Raw genomic sequence first — 15,732 nt, forward strand, 5'->3', positions numbered from 1 at the left:
GGCCGTGTCGGTGTCGGCGGTCGCGGCCCGGCTCGCCGAGGACGACCCCGACACCTACCCGCCCACAGGGCAGGTGTGGGCGGACTGGCTCTACGGCGAGCATGCTCCCGGACACCGCCGTGCCGTTCTCGATGAATTTGCGTCCGACTTTCTCGGAGGGCCTCCATTTGACGGCCAGAACGTGCGCGCGGAATTGCGTGTTCTTTCTTCGGTTCGGGTTCTCGGAGAAGGTGTCGATACTGCCGAATGTGACGCGGTTCTTTTCTCGGATGCGCGTGGTTCGATGGTGGACATTGTGCAGATGGTCGGGCGTGCTCTGCGGCTGAATCCGGATCACGGGAAGCTCGCCACGTTGGTTGTTCCGGTGTTTCTCGGGCCGGGTGAAGATCCGAATGAGTTGCTCACGTCGGATGCCTATACGGCCTTGAGTAAGATCCTCGGAGCCCTGCGGGCGCACGATGCGGAGACGATCGAGGCTCTCGCAGACCCCCGGCTGCGCAACAGCCTCCCGACGGTTGACGACCGCGACGAGGACGATCTGCCGGACGGTGGGGACAAGGGCGACGTCGACCGGGCGGCGGCGCGGGTGTCCGAGCGGGCTGCGGGGGTGTTGCGGTTCAGTGAGGAGCGCGACCCGGCTGCGCTGACACGGTTCGTGCAGCTGCGTGTCATCGATCCGGAGGGTGCGTACTGGCTGCGTGGCATCGAGGCCGCCACCAGGTGGCTGCGTGAGACCGGCAGCAGCGAGTTGCGGGTGCCGTTCACGTACGTCACCCCGGAGGACTGGAGATCCGCCGGCTCGCATCCGCTAGGGGTGTGGACGGCAGATCAACGCCGGTACTACGCGGCCGGGACGCTGGAGGCTTCGCGGGTCGCGGAGTTGGAACGGCTTGGCATGGTGTGGTCGGTCCATGCGTCGGCGTGGGACGCCGGCCTCGAAGTCGCCCGCTCCTACGCGGCCGTGCATCACCACTGCCTGCCTGCTGCGACGGTCGTCTGGGAGTCGTTCCCGCTGGGGACCTGGATGAAGAACCAGCGCGCGGCGGCCCGCAAGGCGGCTGAGAACGCCGCGCGGCGCGAGGCCGGGGAAACGAGCGTCCCGTACGCCGGAGAGCTCTCAGAAGCCCGCCAGGAGGCACTGTCAGAGGTTGATCCCGGGTGGTGCCCGGCGTGGGAGATCAGCTGGCAGCGCTGCTACCGACTCACCCTCATCCACATGAAAGCCGACGGCGCCCTGCCCAACAGGGCGGGCGAACTGATCGTCCAGGGCGAAGACCTCGGAGTGTGGGTCGCCGGCCAGCGGGCGGGGTGGGAGCGGCTGATGCCCGCACAGCAGTACCTGCTGGAGACCCTCGGCATCGAACCACCCGCGGACGACGATGTCGTGGTGCCGGTGCGGCGGTCTCAGGACGAGCGGTGGAACACCAACCTCACCGCCGCACGCCAATTCCACGCACGCGAGGGGCACCTGCGCCCGGCCCGCAAGCACCTGGAACTCGTGGACGGCGAGCCGGTCAAGCTCGGGGCGTTCGTGGACAACAGCCGGCGCCGGGCCGCCAAGCTGAGCCTTGAGCGCCGTGAGGCGCTCGATGAGCTCGGCATGCGCTGGTAGGTGGCCAGCGGTTGTTTGGGGCGGACCGCTGCAGCGTCAACGGCTGCAGCGGCCATGCCGCCCTAGCGCTGAACCAGGTACCCGCCGTATCCTCCGCAGGCCGCGATGGCCGTACAGAAGAGGGCCATCGCCCGGGGGGATACGTAGAAGCCGACGTTCACGTCCAGATCGTCGCCGATCTGGACGCGGATCTTCTTCAGCTTCTTCGGATTGCGTTTCGGTGCGGGCGTCTCGCGCCCGACGCTCATGTACGTCCTCCTTGGTCTGTGCTCATTGGGACCTGACCAGTCCGACCCCGCTCCCGGCAGAGATCGGGTAGGACTGTGGGGACCATTGTCGTGGACGCCGGATTGGTGGAACGGCCCTCCGGGGACCGTTTTGGGGGATGGCGTCCCGTCACTGCAGGTCAGAGCACATTGACGCGGAGCAATGTGAGCAAGCACACGGTCTTCGCGCGAGGATCGTCCTGTCGCGACTGTTCGAGCAGCTGTTCACGTTCGTTCGTTCATGCGCGATCGAACGCTCGGGAATGTTGTTTTCTTATGTTTACCTTCGTTCGAGTGTGCGCGATCACATGTGACTAGAATCACCAAAAAATCTGTGGCGATCGCTTTGACCTGCTACAACTCCGCTGAGGCCCTTTTCCCGCGCGCTCTGCCGAAGTGATGTGGGTAGTTACAGTAGTCACGTACAGAATGCTTGCCGTCGCATACTGTTACAGGTTATGACGGTCGGTTAGGGCGTCTTTGGCTTCCCTTTGGTTCTGTGCTCATTGGGAAAACGCTGCCTCTCGCTCCCGGCAAAGAGATCGAGGCAGCAGAGCGCATCAGCGCTGCTTAGAGGGGCCGATCCGTGATCGGCCCCTCTGTCGTGTGAGAACCCGATCCAAAATCAGCTCGCTCGCGCAGCCAGCTGGTGCCATCGACCTCATCGCCAACCCCAGCTTGAGACCGGAACCGGCATCAAGAACGCAGCCCTACCGCCAAAACCCGGTCGGATCCTCCGACCGCCGCCTTCATTCACCTGGCAGCGGAACCTCCCACTGCTCCGCTATCCATCCCTTCGGCTCCCAGCCGTACCGCCTCAGTCTTCTCCCCTCTTCCACCCGTCCGGCCGCGTGCAGAAGATCGGCCACCAGCGTCATGGCGCCGGTGTTGCCTGCTTCAGCGTGGACCCGCAGCCGCTCCAAGGCTTCGGCTACTCGTGTGGGCTTCTGCAACAGCCAGGCATAGTCGTCCCTCAACATCAGAGGGGCCCACTCCGTGGTGACCCTCGCGCCGTCGACGATGTTGCGTTGGACCCACGCATCCGCAGCCTCGATGTGTTCCATCTTCTCCAGCAGGGCGTCCATCCCCAAGGGGGCGGAATTACTTGCCTCGGAAGCACGCTGGTGGCACGTGAAGGCTTCGTCCGTCATGCTGCGCCTCGTCAGCAGCAAGACCGCCCACCCCATTGCGAGAACGTCGCCGGACTCGGCGCCGCGCTGGTACCAGGCGATCGCCTCCTCCACCCGGTCAGCCACCCGCAGGAGGTCGGCCGCCGGTCTCAGCACACGGGTGTCGCCGGCCTCGGCGGCGCCCCGGTAGAGGCGCATGGCGATGCGGAGGAAACCACGGGCGTGGGCGGCGCCGGCGAGTGATGCGCGGGCTGCGGGAGTGCCGTGATCAATCAGAGCGTCCCACGTGTGAGCCGGCACGGGGACGACGGGAGCATCGTGGGCGTCGGGAGCCGTAGGAACGGTGCCGATGGAACGTCGGCCATGTTGTTCGAGGTAATCGGCGAGGCGGTAGTGGGGCTGGGCAGGGGCGGCTTGGCCGCGTCGAGGGCGGATGCGGGTCAGCGGGCCGCGGGTGCCGCGCACCGGGCGGGCGACATGAGCGAGGGCTTGTTCGAGCCAGTCGTCGTCCAGCAGGTCCCACTGGGTGTCGGTGAGGTAGCCCTCGGCAGCGGCTTCCAGCAGAGCCAGGGGCAGGGCGGTGCCGTGACCGAGGCGGCGGACGTCCATGGCGGCCTCGATCAGCGCCTTCGCCGCCGGGCGCGCGGTGCGGTACCGCTCGATCAGGGCGGGGACGCCAGCCAGATACTGGGTGACCTGTCCCTGGTCCGAGTGTCGAAGGGCTTCGGCCAAGCGGGGGTCGCTGGCGGCGGTGGCCTCTGCGGTCTTCAGTTCGTCGGCGGTGAAGACCTCGGGGACTGTGATGCTCTTGTTCGTGACCAGTTGGCGGGCCTGCGAGTACGGGTCCGGCCCCGTCGCGGGAGCAGGGACATAGGTGAGTGCGTCCCACTGCTCGGGCCAGATGGTGCCCAGGACCAGCACCGGGCCGCGCTCGCGGTCGTTCAGCAGCTCACGAAGGCTTGAGGCGACCTGCGCGTTGTGCTCCTGGTCGAGGAGGTAGTACTGAGCTTCGTTGAGCCACACCACGGTCCGCGGCGCCACAAGGTCCAATTGCCCGATCACCGCTGAGGGGCGGTCCGGCTCGATCGGGTGCCACAGCCGCCATCCGTCCGGCAGTTGCTTCACCGCTTCCCAGCACGCCCGGGTCTTGCCCGTGGAGGACCCGCCGACCAGGACCGCGATGCCGCTCTGCCCGCCCGCGGCGGCGAACACCACCGAACCCAGCCGCGCGTCGAACTCCCGAGTGACGTAGGCCGGGAGCGCGCCCAGCCTGTCGATGGCAGCGCCGACGTCAACGGCCGGGTGCACCTCCAGATGGTCCAGGACTAGCAGGTCACCGACCCGCAGGGGTATACATCCCGGCCTCGGTCCACAGCTTGCGCACCCGCGCGGCCAGATCACCCTCGTTCCAGGCGGCGCGGCGGGCGAGCACCATGGCCACGGAGACCGCGTCGGCCTGGCTGGGCGGCAGGTTCGGGGAGCTGATGATGCGGCTGATGGTGTCCCGGCTCGACGCCCCCGCCAGGTTGTCGTCGGCCTCGATGTCCGCAGTCATGTCGTCCAGGCTCGGCGCGTCCGCCGCCAGATACGCCTCGTACAGCAGATCTTTCAATTCCCGTAACGGGCGGGGCCATTTCACCCGTGCCCGCTCCAGCCTCCGCGGCCGCCTGGTGGGCCCGCCCCCCTTATCGCGACTCATCGCACCATCATCCCCCGCTCCGGCCCCGGGTACGGCCTGAACAGCACCGATACCGCCGCAGGCGGGGCGCCCGTCGCAACTGGGAGTCGATCTTTGTGCGGGGCCGAGTGTGGGGAGCGAGCTGGCCAGCTACCTACCCGCTGATCGCGACCCATGGAGGTCCCATGTCCCGTAAGCGCCTGACGCGCCCCGAGCGCCTGGCCCTGATCTACGCCGTCCTGGGCGGCCTCGTCTCCGGTGCCGCCGGAACTTGCATCGCCTGGCTGCTGGGCCAGCTCTCCTTCTAATTTCCCATCTGGGGGCCTCCTTCCAGGCGGCCCCCAGACTCATCCGCTTGCCTGTCGCGTCGGCACCGGAGTGGAACCCGAGATCCCCGTGCCCCGACACAGTGCCGGGTAGGTTCGATGTGGGTCCGTGCCTGTCGGAGCAGGCACGGACCCACACTGCTTTCTGTTGAGCGGTCAACAGCGTGTCCAACCGCCGACAGCGTCGTTGACGAAGTAGCCCGCACCCACTTCCTCACAGCGGCTGCGTAGTCTCCGAGGGTCCAACACCCGTCATGGCGTTGGGCCCTCACCCCATAGCTGTCTCCCACGACGTGGCGTCGGGCCGGACCCGGACTGCCGGAGCCGGCCTCCAGTTCGCTGTGGGCGGCTACGTGCCGGGGCGCTTGCCGAACAGGGCCTGGCGCAGCGTCATGGGCTGCTGGCGGAGGTCGGTTCGGCAGCTGGGACAGTGGCGGCCATCAGGTGGGGTGAAGGCGTCGTCGGCGCCGAACGGTCCGGTGATGGGGCGTCCGCACCGTTCACACGGGGGCGGGACCGGGAGGGCCGGCTAGGGGTCCTGCGGTTTGTTCTCCCAGGTAGTCCTGCGGTGTTCGGCTTCTTGCTCTCGGGCGCGCTCGGCTTCTTCCCGCTCGGCTTCCCTGCGGCGTCGGCGTTCCTCGTCACGGCGGTGCCAGGCCTCGATGTCGTCGCCGTTGGCGAGGGCATCGGTGAGGGTCTCCCACCGGCGGTGGCCGCACCGCCACCACACCGGCCCGAGCGGCCCCTCGTCCTGGAGGTAGGGCAGGGTCGTGAACAGCAGCGGGATCGCGTCGCCGTAGCCGCGGTACCCGTCGGCCGGATCCCCCGACGGGCCGCTCATACGCTCCCAGCTCCCAGCTCCCAGCTGCCAGCTGCCAGCTGCCAGACCAGAACTCCCGGGTCAGGTCCAGGACGCGGTTCATACGGTTCTTCAACGCTTGCTCGCCGGTGCGGATACCGGGGTTGAACACCACGGCCACCGGCGGAAAGCCCTCCCGGAAGGTCGGTGGGTACAGGGTGCGCCATACGGGGAGTTCGCGGCCCTGGTGGTCTTTGGTCTTCTGGCGGAAGAACCGGCGGTAGCGGTCGAACTTCGCCACCAGCACATCCGCGGACTCCGTGCAGTTGTCCACCTCGAACAGCAACACCGGCACACCCGCCTCCGGCGCATGCAGCACCGCATCCGTCTGCACGGTGGCACGGTTACGGCCCGCGCTGGGCAACGCCATCGCCACCTCCGTCGACCAGGAACTCACCGAACCCACCCCGGCCGGAGCGGCAGGCACGGCGGGCGCGGCGGGAAGCTCCGCCCGAGCGGCAGGGATGACGACGGCGGCTGTTTCCACAGCCGGCCGGGCAGTGGTGCGGCGTACCGGGCAGGTGGGCTCCGGGGTCGTGCGGGTGATGGCGATGACCGTCTCGTTCACGGCCATCGCGTCCGGGGCACCCGAACGGGCCGCACCAAGTTTCAGAAGCAGTTGACGATCAACGCACTCGCAGCTGCCGTCAGTGAGGGCGTTCCTGCCGATCACGGGGATGACCGGCACTTCGAGGGAAGCAGGCACAGTAATCTCGGGCCATGCCCGAGACATCGGTGGCGCACTTCTACGACGAACTGGCTGATGACTACCACCTGATCTATGCAGACTGGGACGCGAGCATCCGTCGGCAGGGGGGCGCCCTGGACGCCCTGATCGGCCAAGATCGCGCGGCGGTCCTCGACTGTTCCTGCGGCATCGGCACGCAGGCTATCGGCCTGGCACTGCGCGGGCACCGGGTCACCGGTACCGACGTCAGCCCCCGCGCCGCCGCCCGCGCTGCCCGTGAGGCCGCCAGCCGGAACCTGAGCCTGCGCACGACCGCTGCCGACATGCGACGCCTCCCGTTTCCTGATGGCCGGTTCGACACGGTCGTCTGCGCCGACAACTCGCTGCCTCACCTGCTGACAGAGCAGGATGTGCACGCCGCCCTGACCGAGATGCGCCGCGTGCTGCGTCCCGACGGCCTGCTGCCGGTCAGCACACGCCACTACGACGACCTGCTGCGCGACCGCCCAGCTTCAACGCCTCCACAAGTCCACAGGAACGTCGACTGCGCCGACGGCGAAGAACGAACCGTCACCTTCCAGCTCTGGCACTGGCACGACGACGGCGAGCACTACGACCTGGAGCACTTCCAACTCCTTCCGGCAGACGGAGAATGGCGCGTCCAGGTCCGCCGTACTACTTACTGGGCACTCGGCCAGGACCGGCTGGCCGGCCTCGCAATCGAGGCCGGGTTTGCCAACCCCGAGTGGCGGATGCCGCAGGAGACGGGCTTTTTCCAGCCGCTGCTCGTGGCCCGCGCCGATGAGTAGGTGACCCATCTCTCGGCATGGGAGGGCAGGTGTCAGCCAGCCTTGGCGGGTTCCCTAAGCGCGTGCTCGGGTGGTGGCGAGGCGGACGGAGTCTTGACCGGTTGCCGCTGAAGCCTGGCCAAGGCCGGTTTGTGACACTGAAGATTGTCGCCGCAACGGACATAGGCTGACTCAACCATCAGCCGGAGGAGCGTCACACCATGGAACCGACCGTCGACAGGCCAGCGCCGCAGGTCACCGTCTCCGACATCCATATCCTTTTGGACTCTTCCGCTGAGCTCCCCGTGACGATCAAGCCGCCGTAAAGGACGCGGGCTCTGTACGCTGCGCCGTGTTCTCATGCCCCGTACATGCCGGAACGGCACCGTTCGGTTGCGATCACCTACAGGCGAAGTTCGACATCAACGAGGCGATGCCAGCCCGGTGAGGCCAGAGGATTGCACACCAGCAATACCGCCTCTTCACCAGTACGAAGCGTCTGAAATGACGCGGTGTCCGGGCTCCGGCCAGACCGCGCGGCGGGTAGCACGAGCCGCCCGGTCCCCTCGGCCGCCGTTTCCTGCCTCCCTCCCTCCTCATCTCTCCCGAGGGGTCAGGAGGCGGAAAAAGCGGTCGTAGAGGGGATGTCAGGGCCGGAACCGCGTGGTCACCTGCGACAACACGAAACCCTGCGCAACACTTGCCGCAACTCCCCCGCGCAACCTCCAGCGCAGCCCTTGCCGCAACAGGCGACTCTCGACTTCCGGGAACTCCTGCAGGTCCCAGGTCACGTGCCGGGCCAACAGCGGTAGCACCGTCAGCAGTTCGGGGACGTGATCCGGGTGCGCCGGGCCGCCCGCCGGTGGTACAGCCGCCCCGGCCGTCTGTCCTGTCCGCCGATGTGCTCCGACACGCCTGGCTCTCCCCTCTTCCGGGGCAATGACCCGGCCGGGCCCGGCTGTGACCGTTGACGAAGAAGCGGAATCCCTCTCTCCACCACAGCGGTACCGGCGAAAGGGACGGCCCGCGCCAACAGCACACGGCGGAGAGGGAACTGACATGGCAGACATTACGCAGATCCGGGTGAAGATCGAGGTCGCCAACCTGTCTGAAGCAGGGTCGGACGACTGGGTGTACCTCGGCATCGCGGGCCGCGAGTTCGTCCTGGACTCCGGCAACGCCGACGACTTCGACAAGGGCACGAAGAAGGTCTCGTGCTGGGGGAGCAGCAGGAGGACGATACCGAGGGCAACTTCACCGTCATGCCGGTGGTCGAGGGCGAGTACAACGACCCGCGCAAGCCCCAGCTCGACACCGAGGACCTCTCCCTGTATCCGGCCTACCTGCGGGTGGAGGACGCTGGCAGCAATCCGGCGCTGTGCCTGGAACGCGTCCGCGTCTCCGTCCACGCGTCCGACGGCAGCGTCCACAAGTTCGACAACCTGCGCCTGGACACGGTGGCGGACAGCCGCAGGATCTGGCTTCAGCAGAAGTACGGCAAGCAGCTGTACCTGCACCGCGTCAACGAGCGCGACCAGTCATGAGGCACCGGGTGCGCCGCTGCTGGCTGACCGCCGCCGTCCTGGCGGTGACCACGTAGACCGGCCCCCTCCTGGCGCACGGCGCCGTGCAAGGCCGCGAAGGTGACGGTGCCGCTCGGTGAGGCGATCGGCCGGCTGGACGTGGCCGTGGAGGACCGCACCGGCTACGACCGCGCCCGCGAGTTCGGCTCCGGCTGGATTGACGCCGACCGGGACGGCTGCAACACCCGGGCGGAGGTCCTGCTCGCCGAAGCCGTCGAGGCACCGGCCGTGTTCGGCCGCTGCACCCTGACCGGCGGAACCTGGTTCTCCTGGTACGACGGCCAGGAAGTGACCCAGACCGACATCGACCACGTCGTCCCGCTGGCCGAAGCATGGGACAGCGGGGCGAAGGCGTGGACGCGTGAGCGCCGTGTCGCCTACGCCAACTACCAGGACGACCCCCGGCACCTGGAAGCGGTCAGCCAGCGCTCGAACCGGCAGAAGAGCGACCAGGACGTCGCCCAATGGCTGCCCGAGGAGTCCGTGCGCTGCAGGTACCTGGCGTACTGGGTGCCGGTGAAGCTGTCCTGGAACCTGTCCGTCGACACGGCCGAGCACCAGGCGCTGAAAAACCTCACGGACGGCTGCTCCGACACCGACATCACCTACACACCCGCCCCCTGACCACCCCAAGGGGCGGGCCCTCCCCCCGTCGATCACGGTCACCTCAAAGACCGGCGGGGGGACTTGGTCACCCCGGCCGGCATCGAGTGGGACAGCGCTGCGCAACGGTGCGCAGCGACCGCGCACGTCATCCGTCCCCTGCCTGCGCAGCCGTCCCGGCCACGTCCGGCACAGGCGCCGCCGCCTCAGCGTCACGCAGTGCGTCGGCGGTTTTCTCGCAGGCAAGGGCGATCTGTTTAAGGAAAGGAGCGATCCTCGGGTTGGCCGTGTCCCTGCGAAGAGCAGCGAGCGCCTCGATCCACTCCACCACATCCTCGGGCAGGGTGTAGGGCTCAGCCGCTCAGCCGCTGCGCAGGACGCGGCACCGAAGGACTCCCGGCCGAGGCGTAGTTGCCACTGCTGATGGGAAATTACGTGACGTTCCACAGCTGGCACCGCGAAGGTGAACGAGATCACGCGAAGCTACGGCATCCGCTACCACGCATGCGTCGCGATGATCGTGCATGTGGCGGACGTCGAGCGGCTGATTGGCCATCACACGGACATCGATCTGCGGTGGGGACAGTGCGGTTCGCGATCACCACCCACTATGCCGGGCACAAGTTGACGGCTGCGGACGTCGACCTCGCCCAATGCATCGACACCATCGCGAGCGCGCACATGGCAGAACCCCTCGTTCCCTGACTCCGGCCACGACCAGAACCCCTGCTCTGTCGCGTGGACCCTTTCGCTCAGAACGCGCTGCTGAAACCGACACGACAGGGGCTCCTGTTCTCCGTACTCGCATGGGTCCCTGGGCACGGAGTCGGAGGCCGAAGGCCGCGTCCACGGCGCTTGGACGGTGGCGTGGACGCGGCCGACATCAGGACCCGTCGATCAGTTCCTGTATCTCCGGGGGGAGCTTGTTGCCCGAGTAGGCAGCCACGAGGGTGGTGTCGTCGGGGCTGTCACCGACGGCGACGGCCACTTTGGGAGAGATGCCGTCCACCGCGTAGGCGGTGGTTGCCTCTCCGGACTCCTCCTCCTTGTCCTGGCCACCGGTGTCCTCACACGGCGGGATGGTGGCGGAACCGAGCTTCTCTCCCGCCGCGAACTCCACGTTCGCGACATCCCGGTACGTGCGGTCCTGGTAGAGGACACGGTAGGCGCAGGATGCCGCCTCCTCGCCTCCGTCACTGCTGCTCTCCGATGTGCAGGCCACAGCCAGGATCATCATGGTTGCCACGAGAGGTAGTCGTGTGGTTCGCCCCGGCCGACTCATTGCTTCTCCTAGTAGATGCCACGGAGGGCCAGGACTTCTCCCTTGCCGAGGGTCCTGGCGATCGTCTTGCACGTGAACGAGTTCGTATACATGGTGAGGTTCGAGTGCCCCGCCCCGACGTGTCCCAGCCCGAAGATGTGTCCGGCCTCATGAGTACCGACGGAGCGGATGTCGTATTCGTTCGAGCAGCTGCTGGTCGGCTTGTTCGTGAAGTCGAAGTCGTGGGTGTTGAAACGGACGTCGGCCTCACGCAGGTCATTCTTGATCCCGGGCATGGACCAGGTGTACGAGCAGGTCGTCGCGACGGCGCTGCTCTTGAGGTTCCCCGCGTCCCACACGCTCAGCTCGTCCTGGACGGTGCACTGGCCCGTGCTGTTGACGCTCGCCTCACGGCTGGTCTTGGCCAGCCAGTTCGCCTTAGCGCCCACCGTGTCGCTGTACCCGCAGTTGTTGTGGCTGTCAGTGATGTTGTCGATCGCGTCCCTGAACGCCCACATGGCGTCGTCACGGGACAGCGCCCCGGGCATCCCCCCCGTCGCCGATGTACCAGTTGTAGGTGCCGTACTCCTTGCGGTCGGCCGTCGAGTTCGCGCCGTCGCTGCATGCCGAAGTGCAGCGGCAACGTCGACGTCGGCCACTTCGGCGCCCTCCGAGGTGTCAGCGGAGTCGACGACGGTGTCCGGTTCCGCGAACACGTCGGACAGCAGGATCTGTGCGTCGCTGATCACGGGCAGTGTGGCCGTCGCGCCCAGTCCCGCCATGACTTGCTGGGCGTGCGCGGTGGCGCCGGCGAGCTGGGCGGCGAGTCGGCGTTGAACGCCGCAGCCGCTCCTTGCACGTCGAGCCCGGTGCGCGGGGAAGGAGGCCCCATCATGGTCAGCTCGGCCCCGCCGAGGGTCAGAGGGAAGATCCCGAGGCCGACGGTGCGCCGTGGCGGGGTCCCGGGTGCGCCCAGCAGTTGCGGCCACGTTCCGTAGAAGGCGGCCTCGTGGATGACGGCGGCGTCCGGTTGCTGTGCCAGCACCTCCTGCAGCACGGCGTCCTGCGTTGGTGCCATGTCGGTGAACCAGCCGAACACGGCCCTCCAAGAAGACCGGGCCCGGTGGCAGCTCGTGCAGCCACGGCTGCAGCTCACCGAGGTGGCGGTCGTCGAAGTCGGAGGGTCCGGCCAGCGGGACGAACGCCGCCCCCGCTGCGTCGGCCTGCCGCGCGAACCGGCTGCCGCTGACGACCGTGACCTGTCGTCCGGCCGCGACGAGGTGGCGGGCGAGGTTCAGGATCGGCCAGACGTGACCGGTGAGTGGGGTCGCGGCGAGCACGATGGGGCGGTTGTCATGGGGGGCCTCGGGGTCGACGGAGGTCGGCCCGCAGGGGCGGCCGACCCGATGAACACGATCCTGGCCCCCTCGCTTGGGGGAGACCACCGGACATCGACCGGACAGCGCCGGTACGGACGGACGGCCGGGCTCAGTCCCGCCCTGAAACGGTCTCGGCACGCCGGACAAGTTCCCGGAACCGTTGGCCGAGTTGGTCGGAGTCCGGGACTGGTTCCGAGCTTGCCACCCCCTCCCACCATTGCGCTGATGCCACGTCACCGAGGTCGGCGGCCACGGCTGCGGCCACGCCCGCCAAGTGTGTCCGGGGCCGCTCGTCCTGCTGGGGGGAGAGTTCGGCGGCGGCGGCGAGCATCACGGCGGCGTCGTCCAGGCGTCCTTCGCTGCGGGCGGCCTGCGCGCACTCCGCGAGGACCGCTGGGACCGAGAACTCGCTGCCCATCTTTCGCGCCGTGTCCGCTGCGGCCCGCCAGTGCCGCACCGCCGCGGCCCGGTCGCCGCGCAACAGCGCACCGTCGCCGTAGCCGATCGGCACGTGCACGGCCGCCCACACGTCGCGCTCCACATCAAGACGCTTCTTCATCAGGACCTCTGCCCTGGCCAGCAGAGTCTGTGAACCGTCGAAGTCCTCCAGGCGCAGCGCCGCAGCCGACGCGAAGATCGCTGCTTCCGCGGCCAGCGAGGCGTCGTCGATCCGCTCGGCAAGGCGCATCGCCCGCTGCGCGGTGGTGGACAGATCCGCGGCGACGCGATTGGACCCGGCGCGCGCCACCAGCCAGCGGGCCCGCCCATGTTCGCTCAGGTCGTTCTCGTGCAGGCGGTTGGTCCAGGCGAGGGCTTCGTGGGTGTGCCCGGTCATCCACAGCGGCAGCCACACCGACCACAGCAGCTCGGCGGCGTCGTCGTACTGGTGGGTGCCGACGAGGTGGTCGAAGCCGAGCCGCAACACATGGCGGTCGGTCTCGACCTGCTCGACCGCCGTCATGTCGCCGCGGCCCCGGATCCGCGCACCATGTTCGCGTCCCGCCCGCAACGCCCATCGGGCCACGCCCCGACGGACGTGTTCCCGGTCGGCCGGTTCGAGGGTCTCGACGGCGTGCCTGCGGACCGGTTCCAGCAGCCGGTACCGCGTGGTCGGCCCCGTGTCGTCGGCACAAGCCACCAGGGAGTGCTCGATCAACTCGGCGAGTGCCCCCACCGCATCCGCCGCGTCCGGCGTGGCGATCGCGTCGACGGTGTCGAGGGAGAAGCTGCCCGGCACCATGGCAAGCCGGGGGAGCAGGCGCTGGGCCGCGGGGCCGAGTATCTGACAGCTCCACTCGATCGTGGCCGCCATGGTGCGTTGCCGCGCTGGCAAGTCCTGTGGGCCAGCCACGGGCAGTTCCGTGAGCGCGTCGATCCGCTCAAGCAGCGCCCGCGGCCCCAGCCGGGCCGCTGCGGCGGCCAGAAGTTCGATGGCCAGGGGCAGCCCGTCGGCCTGTCGGCACAGCTGCGCGACGGCACTGTCGTCTGCCCTCCCCATGGGCGGTGCCCCGGCGGCGGCCAGCCGCTCGCCGAAGAGCCGCTCCGCCGCGCTCGGACCGAGCGGGGCGATACGCACCTCACGGTCCCGACGTACACGCAGCGGGACGCGGCTGGTGGCCAGGATCACCGTGTCGGGGGAGGCCGTGAGCAGCTCGGCCAGGTGGGGGCCGCAGGCCGTGACGCGCTCCAGGTTGTCGAGCACGAGCAGGGCCGACGTCCCGGCGAGATGCTCCGCGAGTCCGGTCACGGTGTCGGCGGCACAGGCCGCCGCGTGGGCCACGGCCGCGAGGGCGTCGTCGGGTTCGGTGACGTCGATGAGGTCGGCGAAGTACACGGCGCCCGGGCGCTCGGCGGCCATCGCATCAGCGGCTACGAGGGCGACGGTGGTCTTGCCCACCCCGCCCGGTCCGGTGAGCGTCACCAGCCGACCCGGCGTGGTGCCCAGGGCCGCGACGATCTCCGCGACCTCGTCGTCGCGCCCGATCACCTCGACGCTCGGCGGCGACGGCTTGCGGGGCGTCAGCTTGCGGGACGGCATTTCGAGCGCCGCGTCCCCGGCCCGGCCCAGGGTGGACAGCAGCGCCATGCGGTCGGCGTCGCGGAGCTGCAGCGCCGTGGCTAGCGCCCGCACGGTGTGCGGCTGGGGCTGGGTCCGTCGCCCGCGTTCCAGCGCGCTGATCGCGTCGACGGACACCCTGGCGGCGGCGGCCAGCTCCTGCTGGGTCAGTGACCTGGCCTCCCGTAAGTCCCGCAAGAGCGCCGCGAAGCTGATCGTCTTCCGTGCCGGTCCCGCCGAATCGTTCACGCTGTCGATTATGCCTGCCGGGTCCGGACGGCTGTCCGGGCGGTGTCCCGGCAGTGTCCCGGCAGTCTCCGGTTGTCGGGCAGCACCTCCGATGTTCATGATCGACATGACAGGACGAACCACCGCTAGGAGATCCACGCCATGCTCCCCCAGGCCCTTCAATCACTGCGCGACGCGATCAACTCCCACGTCCCGGAACGGATCGCTGGCTGTTTCGCTGAGGACTACGTCGCCGAACGACCTCTGCGACCGGCCGAAGGATTCATCGGTTCCGGCGAGGTCGCCGCGAACTGGACGAGGATCCTGGCCGGGCTGCCCGACCTCCACGTCGAGATCCTGCGCCACGCCCAGAACGGCGACGAATTGTGGTCGGAGTGGGAGTATCGAGGCACCGCTCCGACCGGGGCGACGGTCCTGCTGCGCGGTCCGGTCATCCTCACCACCCGCGACGAACGGATCGCCTGGGCCCGGTTTTACCCCGACCCGGTAACCGTGGAGGGCCCGACCCACACCACCGTCTCCCTGGTACTGAACGCACCGGCCGAACGGATCTTCGCCGTCCTCCGCGACCCCCGCCGCCACGCCGAACTCGACGCCACCGGCAGACTGCGGCACGCCGAGACCTCCCAGCCGCTCGCCGCCGTCGGCGACACCTTCATCATGGCCATGCACAGCGAGGAGCACGGCGACTATCGGATCGAGAACCGCGTCGTCGCTTTCACCGAGAACCAGATCATCGGATGGGCCCCCGGACAGCCCGGACAGCGCCCGCCCGGGCACCGCTTCACCTGGAAACTCACCCCGACCGACGACGGCCGCACCGAGGTGACCCAAACCTACGACTGGACGGCGGTCACCCACCCGGCAGAGTTGCTTCGCTTGCCGATCTTCACCGCCGACGAACTCGATGCATCGCTGATCCACCTGGCCGCGGCGCTGGCCTAGCTGTTCTCTCACCAAGGTTGGTGACAGCGAGCACTGACCTGTGATCTTGAAGTGGGTGAGGGCCCCTCTGGCTCGGTGTGGGTTGCACGATCTGCGCCGGCGACCAGAAAGGCCCTTGTGCCTCACCTGCACCCCTGGCCGAGACCGGACGTCTGCGTCCTGTGCCTCAGATTGGACTGAGACACGGCAATCCGCCGGGCGGACACGGACGCCGCCGACAGCGTTACTCCTGGGCGGTAACCGACCCCTCGCCGAGCTCGTGACAGGCTGCGGCCAGGAGACGAAGGACTACGAGAGGCGTCGTAGCCA

Annotated in this window: 15 protein-coding genes and 2 pseudogenes; 9 read left to right on the forward strand and 8 right to left on the reverse strand. The window is 68.5% G+C overall.

Features of this window, described 5'->3' with window-relative positions; translation table 11 throughout:
• Positions 1 to 181: 181 nt before the first annotated feature.
• Together ACH4DZ_RS44085 and ACH4DZ_RS44090 are read left to right on the forward strand one after the other, a co-directional pair.
• Positions 182 to 265, forward strand: a pseudogene (locus tag ACH4DZ_RS44085) (hypothetical protein); the annotation flags it as partial.
• A 159-nt stretch (positions 266 to 424) separates the two neighbouring features.
• Positions 425 to 1,612 carry a helicase associated domain-containing protein gene (locus tag ACH4DZ_RS44090; RefSeq protein ID WP_398295401.1) on the forward strand — a complete coding sequence of 396 codons (1,188 nt, stop codon included), beginning with the start codon at positions 425 to 427 and terminating at the stop codon, positions 1,610 to 1,612.
• Between the two features lie 62 nt (positions 1,613 to 1,674).
• On the opposite strand, the gene ACH4DZ_RS44095 is transcribed toward ACH4DZ_RS44090, so the two are convergent.
• The 3 genes from ACH4DZ_RS44095 to ACH4DZ_RS44105 all read right to left on the reverse strand — a co-directional run bounded on the left by ACH4DZ_RS44095 (position 1,675) and on the right by ACH4DZ_RS44105 (position 4,620).
• Positions 1,675 to 1,860: a hypothetical protein gene (locus ACH4DZ_RS44095; RefSeq protein WP_398295362.1), complete on the reverse strand. Its 186-nt coding sequence runs from the start codon at positions 1,858 to 1,860 to the stop codon at positions 1,675 to 1,677.
• Between the two features lie 767 nt (positions 1,861 to 2,627).
• Positions 2,628 to 4,316 (reverse strand): hypothetical protein, encoded by a 1,689-nt coding sequence (locus tag ACH4DZ_RS44100; RefSeq protein WP_398295364.1) that lies wholly within the window; start codon positions 4,314 to 4,316, stop codon positions 2,628 to 2,630.
• 25 nt (positions 4,317 to 4,341) lie between these two features.
• The gene (locus tag ACH4DZ_RS44105) at positions 4,342 to 4,620 is read right to left on the reverse strand and encodes a hypothetical protein (RefSeq protein WP_398295366.1); all 279 of its coding nucleotides are present in this window, start codon (positions 4,618 to 4,620) and stop codon (positions 4,342 to 4,344) included.
• Positions 4,621 to 4,871: 251 nt separating this feature from the next.
• Here ACH4DZ_RS44105 and ACH4DZ_RS44110 point away from each other — a divergent pair, with 251 nt between their 5' ends.
• Positions 4,872 to 4,994 (forward strand): hypothetical protein, encoded by a 123-nt coding sequence (locus ACH4DZ_RS44110; protein ID WP_398295368.1) that lies wholly within the window; start codon positions 4,872 to 4,874, stop codon positions 4,992 to 4,994.
• 659 nt (positions 4,995 to 5,653) lie between these two features.
• On the opposite strand, the gene ACH4DZ_RS44115 is transcribed toward ACH4DZ_RS44110, so the two are convergent.
• Positions 5,654 to 6,241 (reverse strand): replication-relaxation family protein, encoded by a 588-nt coding sequence (locus ACH4DZ_RS44115; RefSeq protein WP_398295403.1) that lies wholly within the window; start codon positions 6,239 to 6,241, stop codon positions 5,654 to 5,656.
• Between ACH4DZ_RS44115 and ACH4DZ_RS44120 the strand changes: the two genes are divergently transcribed.
• The 5 genes and pseudogenes from ACH4DZ_RS44120 (at position 6,132) to ACH4DZ_RS44140 (ending at position 10,238) form a co-directional block, all read left to right on the forward strand.
• Positions 6,132 to 6,494 carry a hypothetical protein gene (locus tag ACH4DZ_RS44120; protein WP_398295405.1) on the forward strand — a complete coding sequence of 121 codons (363 nt, stop codon included), beginning with the start codon at positions 6,132 to 6,134 and terminating at the stop codon, positions 6,492 to 6,494. The two genes, ACH4DZ_RS44115 and ACH4DZ_RS44120, sit on opposite strands and share 110 nt — an antisense overlap.
• Positions 6,495 to 6,591: 97 nt before the next feature.
• Positions 6,592 to 7,368 carry a class I SAM-dependent methyltransferase gene (locus ACH4DZ_RS44125; RefSeq protein WP_398295370.1) on the forward strand — a complete coding sequence of 259 codons (777 nt, stop codon included), beginning with the start codon at positions 6,592 to 6,594 and terminating at the stop codon, positions 7,366 to 7,368.
• A 1,193-nt stretch (positions 7,369 to 8,561) separates the two neighbouring features.
• Positions 8,562 to 8,891, forward strand: coding sequence for a hypothetical protein (locus ACH4DZ_RS44130; protein WP_398295372.1), 330 nt, complete (start codon positions 8,562 to 8,564; stop codon positions 8,889 to 8,891).
• A gap of 99 nt (positions 8,892 to 8,990) precedes the next feature.
• Positions 8,991 to 9,554, forward strand: a complete 564-nt coding sequence (locus ACH4DZ_RS44135; RefSeq protein ID WP_398295374.1) for an HNH endonuclease family protein — start codon at positions 8,991 to 8,993, stop codon at positions 9,552 to 9,554.
• Positions 9,555 to 9,956: 402 nt separating this feature from the next.
• A pseudogene (locus tag ACH4DZ_RS44140) lies at positions 9,957 to 10,238 on the forward strand (4a-hydroxytetrahydrobiopterin dehydratase).
• Positions 10,239 to 10,416: 178 nt separating this feature from the next.
• Here the strand turns inward: ACH4DZ_RS44140 and ACH4DZ_RS44145 are convergent.
• The 4 genes from ACH4DZ_RS44145 to ACH4DZ_RS44160 all read right to left on the reverse strand — a co-directional run bounded on the left by ACH4DZ_RS44145 (position 10,417) and on the right by ACH4DZ_RS44160 (position 14,478).
• Complete coding sequence (locus ACH4DZ_RS44145) at positions 10,417 to 10,770, reverse strand: DUF6281 family protein (RefSeq protein WP_398295376.1); 354 nt, start codon at positions 10,768 to 10,770, stop codon at positions 10,417 to 10,419.
• A 53-nt stretch (positions 10,771 to 10,823) separates the two neighbouring features.
• Positions 10,824 to 11,342 carry a hypothetical protein gene (locus ACH4DZ_RS44150; protein ID WP_398295378.1) on the reverse strand — a complete coding sequence of 173 codons (519 nt, stop codon included), beginning with the start codon at positions 11,340 to 11,342 and terminating at the stop codon, positions 10,824 to 10,826.
• 197 nt (positions 11,343 to 11,539) lie between these two features.
• A complete protein-coding gene (locus ACH4DZ_RS44155) occupies positions 11,540 to 11,872 on the reverse strand; it encodes a hypothetical protein (protein ID WP_398295380.1) in 333 nt (110 codons plus the stop codon).
• A gap of 410 nt (positions 11,873 to 12,282) precedes the next feature.
• Complete coding sequence (locus tag ACH4DZ_RS44160) at positions 12,283 to 14,478, reverse strand: ATP-binding protein (RefSeq protein WP_398295381.1); 2,196 nt, start codon at positions 14,476 to 14,478, stop codon at positions 12,283 to 12,285.
• Between the two features lie 141 nt (positions 14,479 to 14,619).
• Between ACH4DZ_RS44160 and ACH4DZ_RS44165 the strand changes: the two genes are divergently transcribed.
• On the forward strand, positions 14,620 to 15,423 hold the full coding sequence (locus ACH4DZ_RS44165) for a nuclear transport factor 2 family protein (protein WP_398295383.1): 804 nt from the start codon (positions 14,620 to 14,622) through the stop codon (positions 15,421 to 15,423).
• The last annotated feature ends 309 nt before the right edge of the window (positions 15,424 to 15,732 follow it).

The sequence above is a fragment of the Streptomyces sp. NPDC017991 genome, assembly GCF_044328075.1.
Classification (GTDB): Bacteria; Actinomycetota; Actinomycetes; order Streptomycetales; family Streptomycetaceae; genus Streptomyces.

Bases quoted from the DNA above. Each gene is read 5' to 3' on its own strand.
- ACH4DZ_RS44155 (WP_398295380.1), bottom strand. From the start codon at position 11,872: ATGGCACCAACGCAGGACGCCGTGCTGCAGGAGGTGCTGGCACAGCAA.
- ACH4DZ_RS44095 (WP_398295362.1), bottom strand. From the start codon at position 1,860: ATGAGCGTCGGGCGCGAGACGCCCGCACCGAAACGCAATCCGAAGAAG.
- ACH4DZ_RS44125 (WP_398295370.1), top strand. From the start codon at position 6,592: ATGCCCGAGACATCGGTGGCGCACTTCTACGACGAACTGGCTGATGAC.
- ACH4DZ_RS44145 (WP_398295376.1), bottom strand. From the start codon at position 10,770: ATGATGATCCTGGCTGTGGCCTGCACATCGGAGAGCAGCAGTGACGGA.
- ACH4DZ_RS44115 (WP_398295403.1), bottom strand. From the start codon at position 6,241: ATGGCGTTGCCCAGCGCGGGCCGTAACCGTGCCACCGTGCAGACGGAT.
- ACH4DZ_RS44165 (WP_398295383.1), top strand. From the start codon at position 14,620: ATGCTCCCCCAGGCCCTTCAATCACTGCGCGACGCGATCAACTCCCAC.
- ACH4DZ_RS44150 (WP_398295378.1), bottom strand. From the start codon at position 11,342: ATGCCCGGGGCGCTGTCCCGTGACGACGCCATGTGGGCGTTCAGGGAC.
- ACH4DZ_RS44110 (WP_398295368.1), top strand. From the start codon at position 4,872: ATGTCCCGTAAGCGCCTGACGCGCCCCGAGCGCCTGGCCCTGATCTAC.